Consider the following 20,019-nt stretch of genomic DNA (forward strand, 5'->3'; position numbering starts at 1 on the left):
TGCCCTTACCTTCGAAATAAGGGTTTTTATTTTACTATCAACTTAGAGGACGCTATGGTAACCATTCGTTTATCTCGTGGCGGAGCAAAAAAACGCCCATTTTATCAAGTAGTTGTAGCGGATAGCCGCTGCCCACGTGACGGCCGTTTTATCGAGCGTGTTGGATTTTTCAATCCATTAGCAGCGGGTAAAGCAGAACGTTTGCGTATCGATCTTGAGCGCATCAATGCGTGGCAAGAAAAAGGTGCGACCGTGTCAGAACGTGTTGCAACCTTGATTAAAGAAGCTCAAAAAGCAGCTTAATCGAATAGAGCGTGGCAATGAATAAGCAAAACATCACCACCGTAGGCAAGCTTGGTTCAACTTACGGTATCCGTGGATGGCTGCGCCTTTATTCGTCCACCGAACATATTGAAAGCATTTTTGACTACCAACCTTGGCATTTGTTAATCCAAGGCACATGGCAACCTACAGAGCTGGAAAGCTGGCGCTATCATAAAAACGATCTGATTGTGAAACTCAAAGGCATTGACGATCGTGAAGCGGCACAACGTTTGACTAATGCGCAAATTGGTGTTGACGCAGATAACTTTCCTCCATTGGAAGAAGGTTACTACTGGCACGATTTGATCGGCTGTCAAATGATCAACCTGCAAGGCTATCAGCTTGGCACCGTGACTGCAATGATGGAAACTGGTTCCAACGATGTTTTTGTAGTAAAAGCCAATGTAAATGATGCTTTCGACAAACAAGAGCGGTTAATCCCGTATCTTGAACAAACAGTAGTTAAAAGAGTCGATCTCACCACCAAAACGATTGAGGTGGATTGGGACGCTGGTTTCTAACCTCAGGCTGTGAGCGATGTGGATTGGAATTATTACGTTATTTCCAGAGATGTTTCACGCAATCACAGATTATGGCGTAACAGGCCGAGCAGTTAAACACAATTTGCTTGAGGTGCATTGTTGGAATCCGCGGGATTTTACCTTTGACAAACATTCCACCGTGGACGATCGCCCCTACGGCGGTGGCCCTGGAATGTTGATGATGGTACAACCCCTGCGTGATGCCATTCATGCAGCCAAACAAGTCGCTGGTGAGGGTGTGAAAGTGATTTACCTCTCACCACAAGGGCGCAAACTCGACCAACGTGGCGTTGAGCAGCTGTCCCAAAATCAGAAAATGATTTTGGTGTGCGGGCGCTACGAAGGCATTGATGAACGCGTGATTGACGCGGAAATCGATGAAGAGTGGTCGATTGGGGACTATGTCCTCACAGGTGGCGAACTGCCTGCGATGACATTAATTGATGCCGTTGCCCGATTCGTGCCTGGTGTGCTAGGCAAACAAGCCTCGCGAGAAGAAGATTCTTTCGCACAAGGCTTGCTCGATTGCCCACACTACACCCGCCCTGAAGTGCTAGACGGTGTAGCCGTGCCCGAAGTGTTATTGTCGGGAAACCATGCGGAAATTCGCAAATGGCGATTAAAACAGTCATTGCACCGCACGTTAACCCGTCGCCCTGAGCTATTAGAAAGCCTAGCTCTGACTGACGAACAAAGCGTGCTGCTCGAGCAAATCAAGCAGCAAAAGTAAGATTCAGTTACATCTAGGAATAAAGGTATTTATTATGAGTAACATTATTAAACAACTTGAAGAAGAACAATTGAAAAAAGACGTGCCGAGCTTCCGTCCAGGTGACACTTTGGAAGTGAAGGTATGGGTAGTTGAAGGTAGTAAAAGACGTTTGCAAGCGTTCGAAGGCGTGGTTATCGCAGTTCGCAACCGCGGCTTGCATTCAGCATTTACCCTGCGCAAAATCTCTAACGGTGTAGGCGTTGAGCGTACATTCCAAACGCACTCCCCTGTTATTGACAGCATCAGCGTGAAACGTAAAGGTGCGGTTCGTCAAGCCAAACTTTACTACTTACGTGAACGTAGCGGTAAATCAGCCCGTATTAAAGAGCGCTTGAACTAATAACCGCACTTTATACAATAAAAAAGGCCTGGGGAAACCAAGCCTTTTTTATGATTTTAATATAAATTTCATTAGAAAATTTTATCATACTTCACTAATACTGAGCCGACAGAATTAACTCGAAATGTGATATCATACTTACCATTCAATTCTTCATTACTAAGCTCCAAATAAGCTGAGCAAGTAAGTAAATTTCTTGCATGCTCAACCTCACGAACTTGAGACACATCAATGACTTCACCTAATGAAAAACCAATGCCAACAATAGGTATTTCACTAAAAATCAGTTCGGCTGAACACTTTGTTGGCACAGAATACAACGTCAATGATCGACTTTCCTCAGCTAAAGACGCGCCTGAAAAAATCACATTACCTATTAAAATAAAAACGATTTTTCTCAACTTCATTCTCTCATCCTTTTACACTCTTTAAAACCTGATGCATTCTCCTGTGCGCTTCTAAGGCTAGGTTTGAAGATTGCTGATAATTTATTGTCTAAGTAAACCTCAAAATAACTTGCATTCTTAATAGCATCCGAGAATCGATACCAATCATTAAGTTCTCTGATGAACAGTTCTGAGCCGCTTTTATCGTCTGATGACGTCATCAGACTAGGAATAAAGTATTGTTGACCATCAATCACAATAATCATCATTTTATCTACTGACACCTCATTTTCTTCATGACTAGCTCCATCTATCTTGTTTTTGATAAAACCAAGCACGCCCCTGTTTTTTTGATATAAACTGACGGACGACAAATGTTGATCTTCAGAAAAGCCTAAATCACACGTTACAACAAATCTATCGCCTACATCGTTAGTCAGGGTATATTCATAAACTCCCATATTTCCACCAAAAATCCAATAATTAGGTAAAACATCATCAGAAAATGACGGTAAAGACACAAAAAAGGAGAGTAAAATACACAATCTTTTCATTAAAGTCACCATTATTAAACTATCAAAGAAAGAAGGAATGAAAAACATTCCTTCAAATTTAAACTATTGTACTATGCTGCCGAAATAATTAATGACAATACAAAACATACTATCCAAACAATAAAATATGCCAAATTATGTTTTAGTGCATTCGCCCTTTGGTACAAGTAAACTGGTACTAACCATACCCAGAAACTAAATTTAGTTGTATCCACTCCAGCCTTCTCTAATTTTTTCTCATCAAAGATGCCTAGACCAATATTTAAAACCAGAGTAATCCACCAATATTTCATGTCATAAAAACCTTGCAATACGCAATAATCATTTCCTCGACATGTAAATCCTAATGCAAGAGCACGAATTACATCCGATAGAATAGGTGCAAATGCAAGTATCCAGACAATAGCATTGCTTACACTTTTACCTGTCAATGGTGGGGGTGCTAAATCAAATATATAGTCCTTTAATTCGGACGCTTCTATTTTTATCCAATCAGGATAACCTTTTTTCCACACCATGACCCCATAGCTAATTTGGTTATGCTGAATAAAATTCACCATTTCATCTTGGCTAAAAGGCCCCTTTCTTTCACCCTTAATTTCGTAGAACCACATTACTTCACTATCCATAAATATCTCCAAAATAATTTAAAAACCACTTGACATCGATTTTAAAAAATCGCTTAATTTTACAGCACAGCACAGCACAAGCACTTTGCAACTCTTTTTTCTATTCCTTCTTCGCTTATTATCGTGCCACTTTACAACTCAGTGCAAAACCGTATCATAGCGCCATGAATATGCGAATTTTATCCATTCAAATCCAACGGCGGTTGCGAGCGTGTTTAAATCTTGCGCAGGCACATTTCCACCGCACTTTTCCTATGCCGAGTGTGCTCTATAATGTCCGTGGGCTTAAGGCGGGCGTGGCTTATCTGCAACAAAATGAGATCCGCCTTAACCGCACTTTATTAGAGCAAAACCCTGAGGAATTTATCCGCGAAACAGTGCCACACGAGTTGGCACATTTGATTGTTTATCAACACTATGGTCGGCGAGCTAAACCCCACGGGCAGGAGTGGCGGTTTGTGATGGAAGAAGTGTTTAAACTACCAGCGAACGTGTGCCACGAGTATGACACTACATCGGTGCGTGGCAAAACAGTCGAGTATCAATGTGATTGCCAAATTCACCAGCTAGGTATACGCAAACATCATCGTATACAATCACAAAGTGCGGTCTATCGCTGTCGTAAGTGTAAAAGTGTGTTGCGCGAAATGTGATTATTTTTTGCGCTTCGCTCGTGGGTGGGCGCTATCATAGACTTTGGCGAGATGTTGAAAATCCAAATGGGTATAAATTTGTGTTGTGGAAAGGTTGGCATGCCCCAAAAGCTCTTGCACGGCACGCAAGTCTGCGCTGGATTCTAGCATATGGGTGGCGAAAGAATGGCGTAATTTATGTGGGTTCAAATGCGCTTTAATCCCTTGTCGTTTGCCCCACAGTTCCATGCGCTGCTGAATCGCACGATGGCTGATGCGCTTGCCACGCTGACTGACAAATAATGCGTCGTCCTCAGGGTTAAACAGCGCACGCACAGCCAGCCAGTTTTTGATGGCATGCGCAGCATAGCGCCCATAGGGCAAAATGCGCTCTTTATTGCCTTTTCCAATCACCCGCAGTTCACGTGCACGCCCTGAGACATCTTGCACATTAAGTTGCTGTAATTCATTTAAACGCAGCCCCGCGCTATACATTAGCTCCATCATAGCAAGATCGCGCAGATCGATAGGTTCTTGGCTATCACTTTGCAACAACTGGCTGACTTGTTCTGCATCCATATTTTTTGGCAAATGCTTAGGCTGTTTCGGTGCTGAAACACTGGCAGCAGGGTTGGAATGCAGCACGCCTTGCGCCACCAAATATTTCATAAATCCGCGCAGGCTAGAAAGGCGCAGTGCTAGACTTTTGGCATTCAAGCCTTGCTGATGGCTTTTCGCCAGCACAAATCGCACCACTGCGCTATCCACCTGTTGCCAATCTTGGATGTCATAGTCCACCAGCAGGGCAATGATCTGTTCGAGCTGGCGGGTATAATTTTCCAGCGTGTGAGCGCTCAAGCCGCGCTCGATGCGAAGAAAATCCAAATACCCTTTTAACGGTACATACAAAGGCGTCATGAGATACGCTCAATCAGCCAATAATTCAGTTGACGCTCAATCACATTCGCCAATTGCTGCAAAAAGGTAGTATCTTGCGCAGGGTGAAAATGGCGCTCATCTCGGGCGGAAAACACCAGCACCGCAGTATAAGGCTTTTTCGATTTGCGCTTGCCCAATAAGCAAAACGCCACTGAACCGAGTGGAAAATCCTCTGGTAAGAACATTAAGGTTTTTTCACGGTGGGTCAACTTGCCGAGGTAATGTCGCTTTAAACCAAAGCGTTCTAGGCGGATAATTTCAAATGCGCTGCGATCGAGCCAATTTTCATTGGGAATATGCTCACTGCTCTCCCAACTGTCGCGAAAAATCAGCACCGTACCTTTAAGCAGCCCAAGTGCGGTTGTCCACTCTTGCAGTGTCGCCATGCCTTGGCTAAACGTTTTGCTTTTACTTAACCGCTCTTGCAGTGGCAGCAAACTGAAAAACATACGTTCATTGTGCTCGGCAATGGTACGAATGGTCGTGAGTTCATGCGCTTGCACAGCAAGCTGCTCACGTTGGCGTTGTAATGTTGCCTCCACCAATGAGAGCACACCTTTTTCGTAATGGTGAATTTCGAGGCTATCAAGCAGCGCCTGATGGCGTTGAAAAAATTGAGGGTGGGCTTTTAAATAGGCCACCACCGCACTTTCACTTATGTCATCCATATTTTAACTCACAATCGAATATAACCATCATACACATGCACAGCGTCGCCCCGCATATAAAGCGGCTGACCTTCGCCACGCCAGTCAATCCATAATTTACCGCCTGGCAGCTGTACCTCCACGCTTTCATCAAGTGCGCCTTGCATAATGCCCACTGCCACTGCCGCACAAGCACCACTGCCACAGGCTTGCGTTTCGCCTGCGCCACGTTCAAATACACGCAATTTGACCGCACTTCGGCTAATAATTTGCATAAAGCCAATATTGGCACGCTCAGGAAAACGCTCATGACATTCCAACAAGGCACCTAAGCGCGTCACAGGTGCAGTATCAACATTATCCACGGTTAATACACAATGGGGATTACCCATCGACACAACCCCGCAAAGTGCGGTTTCAAATTCCGTGCGCAAAATATAATTTTTCTCAAATTTATTGGCGATAAAAGGCACTTTGGCTGGCTCCCAAATCGGTTGCCCCATATTAACGCGAATTTGCTGATCATCACCAATAGTCAGCGTCATTTTGCCTTTTTGTGTACTAACTTTAATCTCTTTTTTATGGGTTAACCCCTTAAGCTGCACAAAACGCGCAAAACAACGAGCGCCATTGCCACACTGCGCCACTTCGCTGCCATCAGCATTGAAAATACGGTAGTGAAAATCCACATCAGGATCGTAGGGTGGCTCCACCAACAGCAGCTGATCAAACCCCACCCCACGGTGACGGTCGGCCAGCTGGCGAATAATGGCTTGCGTCAAATAGACATTTTGCGTCACGCCATCAAGCACCATAAAATCATTGCCCAAGCCGTGCATTTTTGAAAACTGCATTTTCTATCCTTTATTAAAATCTTATAGTGGCATTATAGAGTTAAGCGCCGCGCTTGTCTAAACAATCCAATAATTGGCGAACACTTTGCGCTGTGGTAGCATAAGACAAATTGCAATTACACTCTCTGATTATGGCTAAGCTCTATTTTTATTACTCATCCATGAACGCTGGCAAATCCACCACTTTGCTGCAATCTTCATACAACTACCGTGAGCGCAATATGCACACGCTGATCTACACCGCCGCGATTGATGACCGCTTTGGCCAAGCCAAGGTGACCTCGCGCATTGGCATCAGCGAGCAGGCACACACATTTAAGGCGGATACCAATCTCTTCGCTCACATCAGTAAACAACATCACCACCAGCCGTTGAATTGCATTTTGGTAGACGAAGCACAATTTTTGACAAAACAACAAGTTTATCAGCTCAGCGATGTAGTGGATAAGCTCAATATTCCCGTGCTCTGCTACGGACTGCGCACCGATTTTCAAGGTGAACTTTTTGAAGGCAGCCAATATCTGTTGGCGTGGGCAGATCAATTAGAAGAGCTGAAAACCATCTGCTTTTGTGGGCGCAAAGCCAATTTTGTGCTGCGAATAAATGCGCAAGGCGAGGTGGTCAAAGCGGGCGCACAGATTGAGATCGGCGGCAATGATCGCTACCTTTCCGTATGCCGGCGCCATTTTAAAGAGGCGATGGAACGCTAAAAAACCGCACTTTTATGCAAAGTGCGGTTTGATAGATAAAAAATCGTGGTACATGGCGGATACCACGGCACGCCATAACGTATGACGTGGCTCACTAAGGAAAAAGTTGAGCGACGCGCCACACAACACTAAAGGCGCACAGTGTCGAAAAAACGTCAAATTAATACAATTTACGCGAGGTTTCAAACCAGTCGGCTTTAAACGGCCGACGCATATTTTTAATTGCATCAATGATGTCGTGGTGCACCAGTTTTTCGTTTTGAATGCCCACACAGCGACCACCAAAGCCTTGTTTAAGCAATTCAACCGCATAAACGCCCATGCGTGAGGCCAAAATGCGGTCAAACGCACACGGTGAGCCACCGCGTTGAATGTGCCCTAAAATGGTGGCGCGCGCTTCGAGCTTCACGCGCTCTTCGATTTCTTCCGCCAATTCGGTCACATCACAAATGTGCTCGGTGATGGCGATAATTGCGTGGCGTTTGCCGCGCTCAAAGCCGTATTCCACTTTTTTTATCAACGCTTCACGCTCAAATGGGCGCTCAGGCACCACAATGAACTCACACCCCCCAGCAATCGCGGCGGCCAAGGTCAAATCGCCACAGTAGCGCCCCATGATTTCAATGATGGAAACTCGTTGGTGTGAACTTGAAGTGTCACGCAGGCGGTCAATAGCGTCAAGTACAATCTCAAGTGCGGTTTGAAAACCGATAGTATAATCCGTGCCCGCCACGTCATTATCGATAGTGCCTGGAATACCAATGCACGGGAAATTGTGCTCTTCGGTGAGCAATTTTGCGCCCATATAAGAACCATCCCCACCGATCACCACTAACGCATCAATGCCATGAGCACGTAAAATCTCAACACACTGGGCGCGCACTTCAGGTTTTTTGAAATCAGGAAAACGAGCTGAGCCTAAAAATGTACCCCCACGCCCGATAACATCAGACACGGAATAACGTTCAAGTTTTTTGATTTTGTTTTGCGACAAGCCTAGATAGCCATCGTAAATGCCATAAACTTCCATGCCTTCATACAGTGCTGCACGCACCACACCACGGATCGCGGCATTCATACCTGGGGCGTCACCACCACTGGTTAATACTGCAATTTTCTTTACCATTGTCATACCCTATAATTTTAGAAAAATTGAAAAATATTTTGTGTGCAAGATTACACTATTCTCGCTTTACGCTCTAGTAAAAATGCTATTTTCATCACATTTTTTGATTTAGCCCAATTTGCTTTCTTATCGTTGTCTCAAAAGCACTTAAACTGCACTTTTTACTTTCATTCATACTTGCATTTCCTGTTGCACAAAGCTGGTGGGTTCTTGGTGAATAATGATGTCCGACATCGGAAATGTTGCCAGCAGGCGCTGCTCCAGTGCATCGGTGATTTGATGCGCGCGCCACAAAGGCAAATTATCATCCAGTTCCAAATGCAGTTGGATAAATCGAACAGCACCTGATCGGCGGGTGCGCAGATCGTGAATACCAATAATATCCCGCTGCTCACGCGCGATTGTCCAAATTTGAGCCACTTCTTCATCGGGCAAGGCGCGGTCAAGCAGCAATTGCACCGCATCAAACAACACTTTGCCCGCGCTGATAAAGATATACAATGCGATCAATAAGGCAAATAAGCCATCGGCATAAGTCAAGCCATAACCACTTAATACCAAAGAAAGCAGCACTGCCACATTCATTAATAAGTCGGTTTGATAATGCAGTTTATCGGCTTTAATTGCGGGGCTTTGGGTTTGTGTAATCACATAACGTTGGTAATACACCAATGCCAATGTAAAACCAATGGAGATAATTGTAACCACCGTACCGAGCCACACTGAAACAACGGGTTGAGGATTTATCAGACGCTCTATGCCTTGCAGCAACAAAAAGATCGCAGAACCCGAGATAAATGCACCTTGCATCAAGCTGGCTAGAGATTCGGCTTTACCGTGCCCAAAGGAGTGATTGTCATCAGCGGGCATGAGTGAAAAGCGTAAAATCAGCATACTGGTGAACGAAGCAATAAGATCCAGTAGCGAGTCAGCAATAGAGGCCAGCATACTCACCGAACCTGTTATCCACCACGCCACACCTTTGATTACAATTAATAAAAGTGCGGTCGCCACCGCCAACATCGAGGCGCGACGCACGAGTATGCCATAACGCTCCGACATCTTAACGGCACGCCCACGTTAATGGCTGGCGTTGCAATTGGTCCATTGCCATACGCGCCTGCGGGATAATCTCCCGTTCAAGCTGACTGGCTGATGTTGGCGCCACGGCATAGCTGTATTGCAGTTCCAGATAACCGCACTTTGCAATATTTTTGCCTTTGGTCAGTTCCACCCCATAGTTACGATACTGCGCGCTCGGGCGGTAGATCACAGTGGAATAGAGGTGATGATCAGCAATGTGCAAATCCGCCCAAGTATGGCTGCGTTGGTAACTGTGCTGACGCAGTGCAAGGCGCTGTTGCAAGCTCATCGTACGGCGATTTTGATCGAAAAAAAGACTCACTTTTTCTTTCAACACACCGTTGGCTGTTGTCGTGTAGCGGTATTTTTGCATTTCGATTAAATCCACTGTTTTGCCACGCACAAAGGTTTTCCCCATGACATGTACTGCGGAAGGCGGCACAAAGCGTTGACTGTTAGGGTTCTGCCCAATGGGAGCTTTAGGGGGCACGGTGGTGGTACACGCAGTTAATAAAAGTGCGGTTAAAAGCAGTAAATAGCGCATAATTACTCCTGTTCACGACGACTGAAAATCCACTCATCACGGCTCGATTGTGCCTCGTCAAAACCATAGCCACCCAAATCAAAGCCTTTCAGCGCTTCAGGGGTTGTGATGCGGTTTTGAATCAAGTAACGACACATCATCCCACGCGCTTTTTTGGCATAAAAACTGATGACTTTGTATTTGCCGTTTTTGTAGTCTAAAAATACAGGTTTGATAATTCGCGCATTGAGTTTTTCAGGGCGTACCACTTTATAATATTCATCAGAGGCAAGGTTAATCAGCACATCATCGCCTTGCTTTTCCAGCGCTTTTTCAAGCTCTTGGGTGACGATATCACCCCAAAATTCGTATAAATTGGCACCACGATCGTTTTTCAATTTTGTCCCCATTTCAAGACGGTATGGCTGCATTAAATCCAGTGGCTTAAGCACGCCGTAGAGGCCTGAGAGCATACGCAGGTGCTTTTGGGCAAAACGGATTTCATCGTGTGTGAGGCTTTGCGCATCAAGGCCGGTGTACACATCGCCCTTGAAGGCAAACAGCGCGGCACGGGCGTTTTTTTCGTTGTGATCTTTTTGCCATTCACTAAAGCGCGCGGCGTTGAGGCCAGCGAGTTTGTCGCTGATTTTCATCAGTGAGCCAATCTCCGCAGGCGTTAGTGAGCGACATACTTTCATGAGTTGAGCGCTGTCATCTAACAACGCAGGTTGGGTAAAGTGCAATGACGGCACCTCGGATTGGTAGTCCAGCGTTTTGGCTGGCGAAATAATAGCTAACATAACAGCTCCTTTATGATTGTAGCGGAGTATATCAAAAGTGCGGTCGATGCACTATTCATTGACCTCAAGTGGTAATTGCCAATCAATCGGGGCAATGCCATGCTCACTTAAATAGCGATTGGCTTTGGAAAAATGCCCACAGCCTAAAAAGCCACGATGTGCTGATAGTGGCGACGGGTGCGGTGCACTGAGCACGCAGTGGCGCGCACGATCGATGAATTTACCTTTCTTTTGCGCATGAGACCCCCAAAGCATAAACACTAAATGTTCGCGCTCTTGTTCCAGCTTAGCGATAACATGATCAGTGAATGTTTCCCAACCGTAATCGGCATGCGAATTCGCCTTGCCCTGCTCCACTGTCAGCACGGTGTTGAGCAACAAAACGCCTTGTGTTGTCCACGCTTTCAAATAGCCGTGCGACGGCGTGGTGAAGCCCTCAATGTCGGCACTGAGTTCTTTATAAATATTCACCAGCGACGGTGGCGTGCGCACCTGTGGGCGCACTGAAAACGCCAACCCATGCGCTTGTCCTGGCCCATGATAAGGATCTTGCCCTAAAATTACCGCTTTTACCGCACCAAATTCAGTCAGGCGAAAAGCATTAAAAATGGCCTCATGTGGTGGATAAATCACCTTGCCTTGCGCAATTTCCGCATTGACTTTTTGCATAATGGTCTGAAAATACGGCTGGCGTTTTTCATCTGCCAGCACATCTGCCCAACGTTTCATAATTTACCTCTTTTTTTCGCCATTATAACCAAAAGTGCGGTCAAAATCCTGCTTCAAACAAGCTGAAATTGACCTTGTTTGTTTATACAATGTTAAAATTAATTAACGAATAAGTTAATCATAGAATTTGACTTGCTTAATATTTTTGATACACATCAATTTTACCTTGTGCAGCTGAAAATAATAACTTGATCTAGGCAAATTTAATTTAAATTTATTTGAAAAATTCAAACGATTTGATAAAATCTTAGCCAGTTAACCAAGTCCCAACAATTAAATTGGAGTTTATTATGATTAAAGGTATTCAAATTACTCAAGCAGCTAACGATGATCTGCTGAATTCTTTCTGGTTATTAGACAGTGATAAAGGTGAAGCCCGTTGCCTGTGTGCAAAAGGTGGTTTTGAAGAAGACCAAGTGGTTGCTGTTAGCGAACTTGGCAAAATCGAATATCGTGAATTGCCAGTTAACGTTGCCCCAACTGTAAAAGTAGAAGGTGGCCAACACTTGAACGTGAACGTACTTCGTCGTGAAACATTAGAAGACGCAGTAAAACACCCTGAAAAATATCCACAATTGACCATCCGTGTTTCTGGCTATGCTGTGCGTTTCAACTCATTGACACCAGAACAACAACGTGATGTTATTACTCGTACTTTCACAGAAAGCCTATAATTTTAAACTGCTCTAACTGAGCTTTTTAAACCTAACCGCACTTTAGAGCAAAGTGCGGTTTTTCATCTTTTAACCGCACTTTTATAAAATCATTCGCAATTATATCGCCAAGCTGTATAATAGGACTACTTTTGCCTTCGAAATGCGTGCGGCTATCAAAAGCCATTTTGCTAAGATGCCTTTTGCTAGTCGCAATGAGCAAGGCGAAAGTCTATGATTAACACTTTCAACATAAGGATCTTATTGTGACCCCTATCGTAAAACAATTTCAATATGGTAAACACACCGTAACATTAGAAACTGGCGCCATGGCGCGCCAAGCCACAGCCGCTGTGATGGCGAGCATGGACGACACCAGCGTTTTTGTCACCGTGGTGGCGAAAAAAGAGGTGCGTGAAGGGCAAGATTTCTTCCCTCTCACAGTTAACTATCAAGAACGCACCTATGCCGCAGGGCGTATTCCTGGTGGCTTTTTCAAACGTGAAGGCCGCCCATCTGAAGGCGAAACCTTAATTGCGCGTTTAATTGACCGCCCAATTCGCCCACTCTTCCCTGAAGGCTTTTTCAACGAAATTCAAATCATCGCCACCGTTGTGTCTGTTAATCCACAAGTGAGCCCTGATATCGTAGCAATGATCGGCGCTAGCGCCGCACTGACACTTTCTGGCGTGCCATTTAACGGTCCAATTGGTGCAGCGCGTGTGGGCTTTATTAACGATCAATTCGTACTTAATCCAACCCAAGAAGAACTTAAACAAAGCCGTTTAGATTTGGTGGTTGCGGGTACAGACAAAGCCGTATTAATGGTGGAATCAGAAGCAGACATTTTAAGTGAAGAGCAAATGTTGGCGGCAGTTGTCTTTGGGCATGAACAACAACAAGTGGTTGTGGAAAACATCAAAGCCTTTGCACAAGAAGCGGGCAAACCACGTTGGGAGTGGGCTGCGCCTGCACAAAACGAAAGCTTAGTTTCACGCATTAAAGAACTGGCTGAAAGTCGCTTGGGTGAAGCCTATCGCATCACTGAAAAACAAGCACGCTATGAAGCCGTTGACCAAATCAAAGCCGACACAGTGGCGGCAATTATGGACGGCAACGAAGACGACAGCATTAACGAAAACAAAATCACTGACATCATCCACGAATTGGAAAGCCAAATTGTACGCAGCCGCATTCTAGCCGGCGAGCCACGCATTGACGGTCGTAGCGTGGATACGGTACGCGCACTCGACATTTGCACTGGCGTATTGCCACGCACCCACGGTTCTGCCGTGTTCACCCGTGGTGAAACCCAAGCGTTAGCGGTGGCAACATTAGGCACCGAGCGTGATGCGCAAATCATTGACGACATCACTGGCGAACGCACTGATCACTTCTTGTTCCATTATAACTTCCCGCCGTATTCTGTGGGCGAAACTGGCATGATCGGCTCACCAAAACGCCGTGAAATTGGACATGGTCGCCTTGCTAAACGCGGTGTCGCGGCAGTTATGCCAAGCATCAACGAATTTCCATACACTGTGCGTGTGGTATCTGAAATTACCGAATCTAATGGCTCATCATCAATGGCCTCCGTGTGTGGTGCTTCCCTTGCGTTGATGGATGCAGGTGTGCCAATTAAATCCGCTGTGGCGGGGATCGCCATGGGCTTGGTGAAATCCGATGACAAATTTGTGGTGCTTTCCGATATTCTCGGTGATGAAGACCACTTAGGCGACATGGACTTTAAAGTGGCTGGCACCAAAGAAGGGGTTACCGCACTTCAGATGGACATTAAAATTGAAGGCATCACCGCTGAAATTATGCAAATTGCGTTGAATCAAGCCAAAGGTGCACGTTTACACATTTTAGACACTATGCAACAAGCCATCAGTGCACCGCGCAAAGAAATCTCTGATTTTGCACCACGCATACACACCTTAAAAATCGATCCTAAGAAAATTAAAGACGTGATCGGTAAAGGTGGCGCTACGATCCGTGCCTTAACAGAAGAAACTGGCACTTCAATCGACATCGCCGACGATGGCACAGTGAAAATTGCCGCCACCGACAACAATGCCGCAAAAGATGTGATGAGTCGTATTGAAGAAATCGTCGCTGATGTTGAAGTGGGCGGTATCTATAACGGTAAAGTCACTCGCATTGCGGATTTTGGTGCATTTGTTGCAATTGTTGGCAACAAAGAAGGCTTAGTGCATATTTCACAAATTGCCGAAGAGCGCGTGGAAAAAGTGACAGATTACTTAAGCGTTGGTCAAGAAGTGCCAGTAAAAGTGGTTGAAATCGACCGTCAAGGCCGTATTCGTTTGACCATGCGTGACCTCGACGGCAGTAAAAAAGCACAAGACCAACAGGCTCAAGAAGATGAAGTAGTGCAAGAATAACCGCACTTTGACGATGAAAAGCACAACGCTGTATGCAACATTTCACTTAGGCAAGCAGGCTATTGCCCTTGCCTTTGTGTTGTTGTTGCTTGGCTGTGTCAATTCATCACAGAGGTCAACTTTCAGCCTGGCACACACACCGCTGGCGGAACAAAATCCAATACAGCATTTTGACCAAGAGGTGATGGTCGCTCGTCTTGGACAAATGTTGAATCTCACGCCGAAATTGAGTAAACGTGAACGCGCTGATATGCACTTTGAGCGCGGTGTGCTTTACGACAGTTTAGGCTTATGGGCGCTGGCGCGTTATGATTTTGCGCAAGCGTTAGTGCTCGTGCCCAAGATGCCTGCGGTGTATAACTATTTGGGGCTGTATTTGTTGCTTGATGGCGACTTTGACAGCGCGGTGGATGCTTTCAACTCGGTGTTACACCTTGACCCAAGCTATGACTATGCCTATCTTAACCGAGGCTTAACTTTTTATTATGCGGGACGATATGCGCTTGCACAGCGCGATTTTCTTGCATTTTATAATGCGGATCCAAGTGATCCATACCGCACTTTATGGTTGTATTTGAATGAATTAAAATACAACCCGAATAATGCAACGGCTAATTTAGCAGTGCGTGCACCTAAATTATCCGATGCTTTTTGGGGTACACATATTGTGCACTATTATTTAGGTACAATAAGCTATGAGCAGCTGCTGACCAACATGGCAAAGTTTGCTCAGCCTTATTCTCCGCAATATGCTGAAATGCTGACGGAAACCTATTTTTATCTCGCAAAACAACAACTCAATTTGGGAAAAGTGCCGCAAGCTCGAGCTTTATTTAAGCTCGCTATTGCAAACCAAGTGTTTAACTTCGTTGAGTACCGTTTTGCATTATTTGAACTCTCTCGTTTAAATGACGAAGCAAATTCAAATAAAAACGTTGTCACCGATATACACTAGTTTTACACTTGATTATCACGACATAAGATTAATTTTGCGCAATTAATGCGCTTTTCACTATTGAGTAACAAATGACAGAACAAACAACAATTACATTTAATGATTTAGGATTACCAGAAACGCTGTTGCGTGCTGTAACAGATATGGGATTTACTGCTCCTTCACCCATTCAACAAGCCTGTATCCCACTTTTATTAAACGGGAACGACGTACTTGGTATGGCACAAACAGGGAGCGGGAAAACAGCTGCTTTTGCATTACCCCTTCTAGCACAGCTAGATCCAAATCAACAAAGCCCTCAAATTTTGGTCATGGCACCAACTCGTGAGCTGGCAATTCAAGTGGCTGACGCCTGTGAACAATTTTGCAAATATCTTAATGGTATTCGCAATGTTACGCTTTATGGGGGGCAACGTTACGATATTCAACTACGTGCTCTTCGCCAAGGTGCGCAAGTGGTAGTGGGCACCCCTGGGCGAATTCTAGATCACCTGCGCCGTGGCACACTGGATTTGAGTGGCCTGCGTTTTATGGTGCTCGATGAAGCCGACGAAATGCTACGCATGGGCTTTATTGACGATGTAGAAGAAGTGATGAGCAAGTTGCCTGAACAGCATCAAACCGCACTTTTCTCTGCCACTATGCCAGCGCCGATTCGCCGTATCACGCACCGTTTCATGCACGATCCTAAAGAAATAAAAATTCAATCAAGCCCACAAACCTTGCCAGACATCACACAGGTGTGCTGGTATGTGCATGGCGTACGTAAAAACGAGGCTTTACTGCGATTTTTGGAAGTGGAAACTTTTGATGCGGCGATTATCTTTACACGCACCAAAACTGCCACCCTCGACATCGCTGCCCTGCTTGAACGCCACGGTTACAGTTGTGCAGCACTCAATGGCGACATGACTCAACAGCTACGCGAACAAGCCCTTGATCGCCTGCGCAACGGCTCGCTGAATATTTTAATTGCCACTGATGTAGCGGCGCGCGGTTTAGATGTGGATCGCATTAGCCTTGTGGTCAACTACGATATTCCGCTGGATGCAGAATCTTACGTTCACCGTATTGGCCGCACGGGGCGTGCAGGGCGCGCAGGACGGGCTCTGCTATTTGTAGAACCACGCGAGCGCAGTTTGTTGCGCAACATTGAACAGCTAACTAAAAAACGCATCGATGAGGTCGAGCTGCCAAACCACCTGCAGCTTGAGCAATGCCGGCGTGAAAAGTTCAAACAAACTATTTTAACCCAGCTTGATCACGCCAACCTTGAACAATACCGCACTTTACTGCTGGACATGTTCCCCGAGATTGAACCCGTTGATCTCGCCAGTGCCATGATGATGCAACTTCAAGGCAAGCAAAAATTAATTTTACCACCCGATGCACCAATGGAAAAACGCCGTGAACGCCGTGAAAACCCACGTTCTGCTGAGCGTGGCGGGCGACGTGAGCGCGATGATCGTGGTGGCCGACGTGAGCGCGGCAACGATATCCCGATGGATCGCTACCGCATTGAAGTTGGCCGCGGTGACGGTGTAGAGGTGAAGCATATCGTTGGCGCCATTGCCAATGAAGGCGACATCGACAGCCGCTATATCGGGCATATCAAGCTCTACGACAGCCACTCCACCGTGGAATTGCCACAAAATATGCCACAGGATCTTTTACGCTTGTTTAATAAAACCCGCGTACTCAATAAACCGATGCAAATGTCATTTGTTGAAGCGGTGAAAGGCGATGGGCGCGATGAACGCCCTCGTGGTAAAGGCGGCAAATTTGGCGGCAAAGGGCGCGCCGACAACCGTGGTGATAAGCCACAATTCCAGAAAAAACGCCGTGAACGCCGTGACAGATAAGAGTGATGTTGGACGATAACGCATGGATGACTCACGCCCTGCGCTTGGCCGATGTGGCCGAGCAGCACGGCGAGGTACCTGTGGGCGCGGTGCTAGTCAGCCGCGAGGGTGACGTGCTCGGAGAGGGATTCAACAGTGTGATTCGTCTCAACGACCCCAGCGCCCATGCAGAAATCCAAGCCATTCGCCAAGCTGCCGAGCGTGTAGGCAATTATCGCCTGCTCGGCAGCACACTGTATGTCACGCTTGAACCTTGTACCATGTGCGCAGGAGCGATTGTGCATAGCCGTATCAAACGTTTAGTCTTCGGTGCATATGACCCCAAAACAGGCGCAGTTGGCTCTCGCTTTCATTATTTTAATGATTTTGTGATGAACCACACGGTGGAAGTCAGCGCTGGCGTACAGGCAGAAAAGTGCGGTGCGAAGCTCTCGGCCTTTTTCCAACGCCGCCGCGCCGAAATCAAAGCGCAAAAACAGCAAAGTGCGGTTGAATAACCACCGCACTTTACATTTTCGTTTTATAACTTAAAAAGAAATGGCTCAGCGCTGCGCACAAAACACAGCAGAAGATGGCGATCATCATCGGCCGCCCACTGGTAACGGGCACAAGCGCAATCAATATCCCCGCAATCGACCCCATGCCGAAACGAATGGTGCCTGCAAGGGAATTTGCGGTGCCTGCCACATGCGGGAAGCGATCAAGAATAGCGGCCATTGCATTGGAGCTAATCATGGAAATCATACCAATATAACAGGCGATGCCAATGGCCATTGACCAAAATCCAAGATCAAAAAGTGCGGTTACAAACAGCCAACAGCCTGCGATAAACTGCAAGGTGAGCCCAAAGCGCAGCATATTCTCCGCACCAAAGCGGCCCACCACGCGGGAGTTGATCATGGTAAATGTGATGAGCACCAGCATATTCAAAATAAAAAAGTAACCAAAATGCTCAGGTGCCACGCCGTAGATGTCGATATACACAATCGAACCAGAGGTCAAAAAACAGAACATGCCCGCAAAAGAAAAGCCCGTACACAACACATAACCCACGACTGCGCGTACACGCACCAGTGAAGCAAAGTTACGCAACACAATGCGCAAACTCAACGGCACTCGCTTCTCTTTTGGATGTGACTCAGGAATCTTCCACGCTACCAGTACGCAGCTCAGCAAACCCGCGACCATCAATACATAAAAAATGGCATGCCAATGGAAAAATTTCGCGATATAGCCGCCTAAAAAGGGTGCAAGCAAGGGGGCAATCATGGAAATCAGCATCACCAGCGACATCATCTTAGCAAATTCATTTTTAGAAAACAGATCCCGCAGTAATGCTCCCAACACCACCGCGGGTGCCGCCCCGAAAAAGCCTTGAATAAAGCGAAGCGCTAAGAAATTGTGAATTTCACTGATATGCGTGAGCCAAAGTGCGGTCAGGGCAAAGACAAATGTGCCGATAATAATGGCAGGCTTGCGCCCAATGCTGTCTGCCAACGGCCCCCAAATTAGCTGGCCAGTGGCAAAGCCAATGGTAAAGAGTGCTAGCGTGTTTTGCACTTTTTCAGCATTGACGTGGAGATCGCGCGCGATATCTAAAAACGCGGGCAGGTACATATCCACCGCCAGCGGGGTGAGCATGGCCATTGTGCCTAAAATAATGATAAATATCGGGCTTTTGCCCATATCAGCCAACGACTGAGGTGTCATTTGATTCATTGAGTATCCTTATCTTGTTATTATTCTTGAAAACGTTGTAATTCCTCAGGAGTGAGTGAGCGAAATTCGCCCTCTGCCAACTGCTCATCTAACACTAGCGTACCAATGCGCCAGCGATGCAAGCCGATCACTTTGTTACCCAGTGCGGCAAACATCCGTTTCACTTGATGATAACGCCCTTCGCTAATCGTTAAGTTAAGCGTGTAATCATCGATGATTTCACAATGTGCAGGCTTAGTTAGCGTTTTCTCACCACGCAGCAAAATGCCCTTCGCGAGGCGCTGCTCATAGTCAGGCTCAATCGGATCGGCAAGGCTGACCAAATAGGTTTTAGCACAATCATGTTTGGGTGATGTGATGCGGTGCGACCATTGACCATCATCGGTCAACAAGACCAAGCCTGTTGTATCCATATCCAAGCGCCCTGCGCAATGCAAGGTGGTTCGCAAGGGGTGATCAAAAAATTGATAAACGGTTGGATAATCTGCTCCATCGTGGGAACAGACATAACCTGAAGGTTTGTTCAGCATAATATACTGCCCTTGTTGCACCCAATGCAACTGTTTTTTTTCATACGTGATGCAATCTTGCTCGCCAATTTGCGCCGCACCCGATTTACACATCTCGCCATTAACTTCCACCGAGCCTGCACGCAACACTTTCGTCACTTGCGAGCGACTCAACCCTGTCTGCTTGGATAAAAATTTATCTAACCGCACTTTTACTGTCCTTTTTTGCTCAAAAACCCATTGTAACCTGTTATGAACGAACATAAAGCGCAAATTTTTTGTGTGCTGCTTCACAGAGTTCTATCTCCGTCCTTAAAAGTGCGGTG

At 46.1% G+C, this 20,019-nt stretch carries 24 protein-coding genes; 11 read left to right on the forward strand and 13 right to left on the reverse strand.

The features are described 5' to 3' along the window. Window positions 1-54 precede the first annotated feature (54 nt). Genes rpsP through rplS form a run of 4 tightly spaced genes read left to right on the forward strand, consistent with a single transcriptional unit; the run spans window position 55 to window position 1,978 of the window. Window positions 55-303: a 30S ribosomal protein S16 gene (rpsP, locus tag HPC38_RS02750; protein WP_208119757.1), complete on the forward strand. Its 249-nt coding sequence runs from the start codon at window positions 55-57 to the stop codon at window positions 301-303. 17 nt (window positions 304-320) lie between these two features. Continuing rightward, the gene (gene rimM, locus HPC38_RS02755) at window positions 321-845 is read left to right on the forward strand and encodes a ribosome maturation factor RimM (protein WP_208119758.1); all 525 of its coding nucleotides are present in this window, start codon (window positions 321-323) and stop codon (window positions 843-845) included. A 16-nt stretch (window positions 846-861) separates the two neighbouring features. Next, on the forward strand, window positions 862-1,596 hold the full coding sequence (gene trmD, locus HPC38_RS02760) for a tRNA (guanosine(37)-N1)-methyltransferase TrmD (RefSeq protein WP_208119759.1): 735 nt from the start codon (window positions 862-864) through the stop codon (window positions 1,594-1,596). A 34-nt stretch (window positions 1,597-1,630) separates the two neighbouring features. Beyond that, window positions 1,631-1,978, forward strand: a complete 348-nt coding sequence (gene rplS, locus HPC38_RS02765; protein WP_208118781.1) for a 50S ribosomal protein L19 — start codon at window positions 1,631-1,633, stop codon at window positions 1,976-1,978. Between the two features lie 71 nt (window positions 1,979-2,049). On the opposite strand, the gene HPC38_RS02770 is transcribed toward rplS, so the two are convergent. The 3 genes from HPC38_RS02770 to HPC38_RS02780 form a co-directional block, all read right to left on the reverse strand. Further along, window positions 2,050-2,385, reverse strand: a complete 336-nt coding sequence (locus HPC38_RS02770) for a hypothetical protein (protein WP_208119760.1) — start codon at window positions 2,383-2,385, stop codon at window positions 2,050-2,052. Then, complete coding sequence (locus tag HPC38_RS02775; protein WP_208119761.1) at window positions 2,382-2,918, reverse strand: hypothetical protein; 537 nt, start codon at window positions 2,916-2,918, stop codon at window positions 2,382-2,384. Before HPC38_RS02775 ends, HPC38_RS02770 begins: the two co-directional genes overlap by 4 nt. A 71-nt stretch (window positions 2,919-2,989) precedes the next feature. Next, on the reverse strand, window positions 2,990-3,547 hold the full coding sequence (locus HPC38_RS02780; protein ID WP_208119762.1) for a DUF4339 domain-containing protein: 558 nt from the start codon (window positions 3,545-3,547) through the stop codon (window positions 2,990-2,992). Between the two features lie 164 nt (window positions 3,548-3,711). Between HPC38_RS02780 and HPC38_RS02785 the strand changes: the two genes are divergently transcribed. Further along, complete coding sequence (locus HPC38_RS02785; protein WP_208120056.1) at window positions 3,712-4,200, forward strand: SprT family zinc-dependent metalloprotease; 489 nt, start codon at window positions 3,712-3,714, stop codon at window positions 4,198-4,200. Here HPC38_RS02785 and xerC read toward each other — a convergent pair whose 3' ends face one another. Genes xerC through dapF form a run of 3 tightly spaced genes read right to left on the reverse strand, consistent with a single transcriptional unit; the run spans window position 4,201 to window position 6,619 of the window. Further along, window positions 4,201-5,097 carry a tyrosine recombinase XerC gene (gene xerC, locus HPC38_RS02790; RefSeq protein WP_208119763.1) on the reverse strand — a complete coding sequence of 299 codons (897 nt, stop codon included), beginning with the start codon at window positions 5,095-5,097 and terminating at the stop codon, window positions 4,201-4,203. Continuing rightward, complete coding sequence (locus HPC38_RS02795; RefSeq protein WP_208119764.1) at window positions 5,094-5,786, reverse strand: DUF484 family protein; 693 nt, start codon at window positions 5,784-5,786, stop codon at window positions 5,094-5,096. The genes xerC and HPC38_RS02795 overlap by 4 nt, the downstream gene beginning before the upstream one ends. Before the next feature lie 8 nt (window positions 5,787-5,794). Further along, the gene (gene dapF / locus HPC38_RS02800; protein WP_208119765.1) at window positions 5,795-6,619 is read right to left on the reverse strand and encodes a diaminopimelate epimerase; all 825 of its coding nucleotides are present in this window, start codon (window positions 6,617-6,619) and stop codon (window positions 5,795-5,797) included. Between the two features lie 131 nt (window positions 6,620-6,750). Here dapF and HPC38_RS02805 point away from each other — a divergent pair, with 131 nt between their 5' ends. After that, window positions 6,751-7,329 carry a thymidine kinase gene (locus HPC38_RS02805; RefSeq protein WP_208120057.1) on the forward strand — a complete coding sequence of 193 codons (579 nt, stop codon included), beginning with the start codon at window positions 6,751-6,753 and terminating at the stop codon, window positions 7,327-7,329. Window positions 7,330-7,489: 160 nt separating this feature from the next. On the opposite strand, the gene pfkA is transcribed toward HPC38_RS02805, so the two are convergent. The 5 genes from pfkA to ung all read right to left on the reverse strand — a co-directional run bounded on the left by pfkA (window position 7,490) and on the right by ung (window position 11,590). Then, window positions 7,490-8,455 carry a 6-phosphofructokinase gene (gene pfkA / locus HPC38_RS02810; protein WP_208119766.1) on the reverse strand — a complete coding sequence of 322 codons (966 nt, stop codon included), beginning with the start codon at window positions 8,453-8,455 and terminating at the stop codon, window positions 7,490-7,492. A 171-nt stretch (window positions 8,456-8,626) separates the two neighbouring features. Then, entirely contained in the window at window positions 8,627-9,517 is an 891-nt protein-coding gene (locus HPC38_RS02815) for a cation diffusion facilitator family transporter (protein WP_208119767.1), read from the reverse strand. A 1-nt stretch (window position 9,518) separates the two neighbouring features. Next, window positions 9,519-10,082, reverse strand: coding sequence for a hypothetical protein (locus tag HPC38_RS02820; RefSeq protein ID WP_208119768.1), 564 nt, complete (start codon window positions 10,080-10,082; stop codon window positions 9,519-9,521). Window positions 10,083-10,084: 2 nt separating this feature from the next. Next, window positions 10,085-10,861, reverse strand: a complete 777-nt coding sequence (gene yaaA / locus HPC38_RS02825) for a peroxide stress protein YaaA (RefSeq protein ID WP_208119769.1) — start codon at window positions 10,859-10,861, stop codon at window positions 10,085-10,087. A gap of 51 nt (window positions 10,862-10,912) precedes the next feature. Next, entirely contained in the window at window positions 10,913-11,590 is a 678-nt protein-coding gene (gene ung, locus HPC38_RS02830; RefSeq protein ID WP_208119770.1) for a uracil-DNA glycosylase, read from the reverse strand. Window positions 11,591-11,880: 290 nt separating this feature from the next. Here ung and grcA point away from each other — a divergent pair, with 290 nt between their 5' ends. The 5 genes from grcA (at window position 11,881) to tadA (ending at window position 17,962) form a co-directional block, all read left to right on the forward strand. After that, window positions 11,881-12,264 carry an autonomous glycyl radical cofactor GrcA gene (gene grcA / locus HPC38_RS02835; RefSeq protein ID WP_208119771.1) on the forward strand — a complete coding sequence of 128 codons (384 nt, stop codon included), beginning with the start codon at window positions 11,881-11,883 and terminating at the stop codon, window positions 12,262-12,264. Between the two features lie 245 nt (window positions 12,265-12,509). Beyond that, the gene (gene pnp / locus HPC38_RS02840; RefSeq protein ID WP_208119772.1) at window positions 12,510-14,648 is read left to right on the forward strand and encodes a polyribonucleotide nucleotidyltransferase; all 2,139 of its coding nucleotides are present in this window, start codon (window positions 12,510-12,512) and stop codon (window positions 14,646-14,648) included. Window positions 14,649-14,661: 13 nt separating this feature from the next. Further along, window positions 14,662-15,603, forward strand: coding sequence for a lipoprotein NlpI (gene nlpI, locus HPC38_RS02845; protein ID WP_208119773.1), 942 nt, complete (start codon window positions 14,662-14,664; stop codon window positions 15,601-15,603). Window positions 15,604-15,674: 71 nt separating this feature from the next. After that, complete coding sequence (locus tag HPC38_RS02850; protein ID WP_208119774.1) at window positions 15,675-17,465, forward strand: DEAD/DEAH box helicase; 1,791 nt, start codon at window positions 15,675-15,677, stop codon at window positions 17,463-17,465. A gap of 5 nt (window positions 17,466-17,470) precedes the next feature. Further along, window positions 17,471-17,962, forward strand: a complete 492-nt coding sequence (gene tadA / locus HPC38_RS02855; protein WP_208119775.1) for a tRNA adenosine(34) deaminase TadA — start codon at window positions 17,471-17,473, stop codon at window positions 17,960-17,962. Window positions 17,963-17,972: 10 nt separating this feature from the next. Here the strand turns inward: tadA and HPC38_RS02860 are convergent, their stop codons facing one another. Together HPC38_RS02860 and rsuA are read right to left on the reverse strand one after the other, a co-directional pair. Next, window positions 17,973-19,184 (reverse strand): Bcr/CflA family multidrug efflux MFS transporter, encoded by a 1,212-nt coding sequence (locus HPC38_RS02860; RefSeq protein WP_235977601.1) that lies wholly within the window; start codon window positions 19,182-19,184, stop codon window positions 17,973-17,975. Window positions 19,185-19,204: 20 nt separating this feature from the next. Next, window positions 19,205-19,903 carry a 16S rRNA pseudouridine(516) synthase RsuA gene (rsuA, locus tag HPC38_RS02865; protein WP_208119776.1) on the reverse strand — a complete coding sequence of 233 codons (699 nt, stop codon included), beginning with the start codon at window positions 19,901-19,903 and terminating at the stop codon, window positions 19,205-19,207. Window positions 19,904-20,019 lie beyond the last annotated feature (116 nt).

Source organism: Spirabiliibacterium pneumoniae, from assembly GCF_014884995.1.
GTDB classification, from domain to species: domain Bacteria; phylum Pseudomonadota; class Gammaproteobacteria; order Enterobacterales; family Pasteurellaceae; genus Spirabiliibacterium; species Spirabiliibacterium pneumoniae.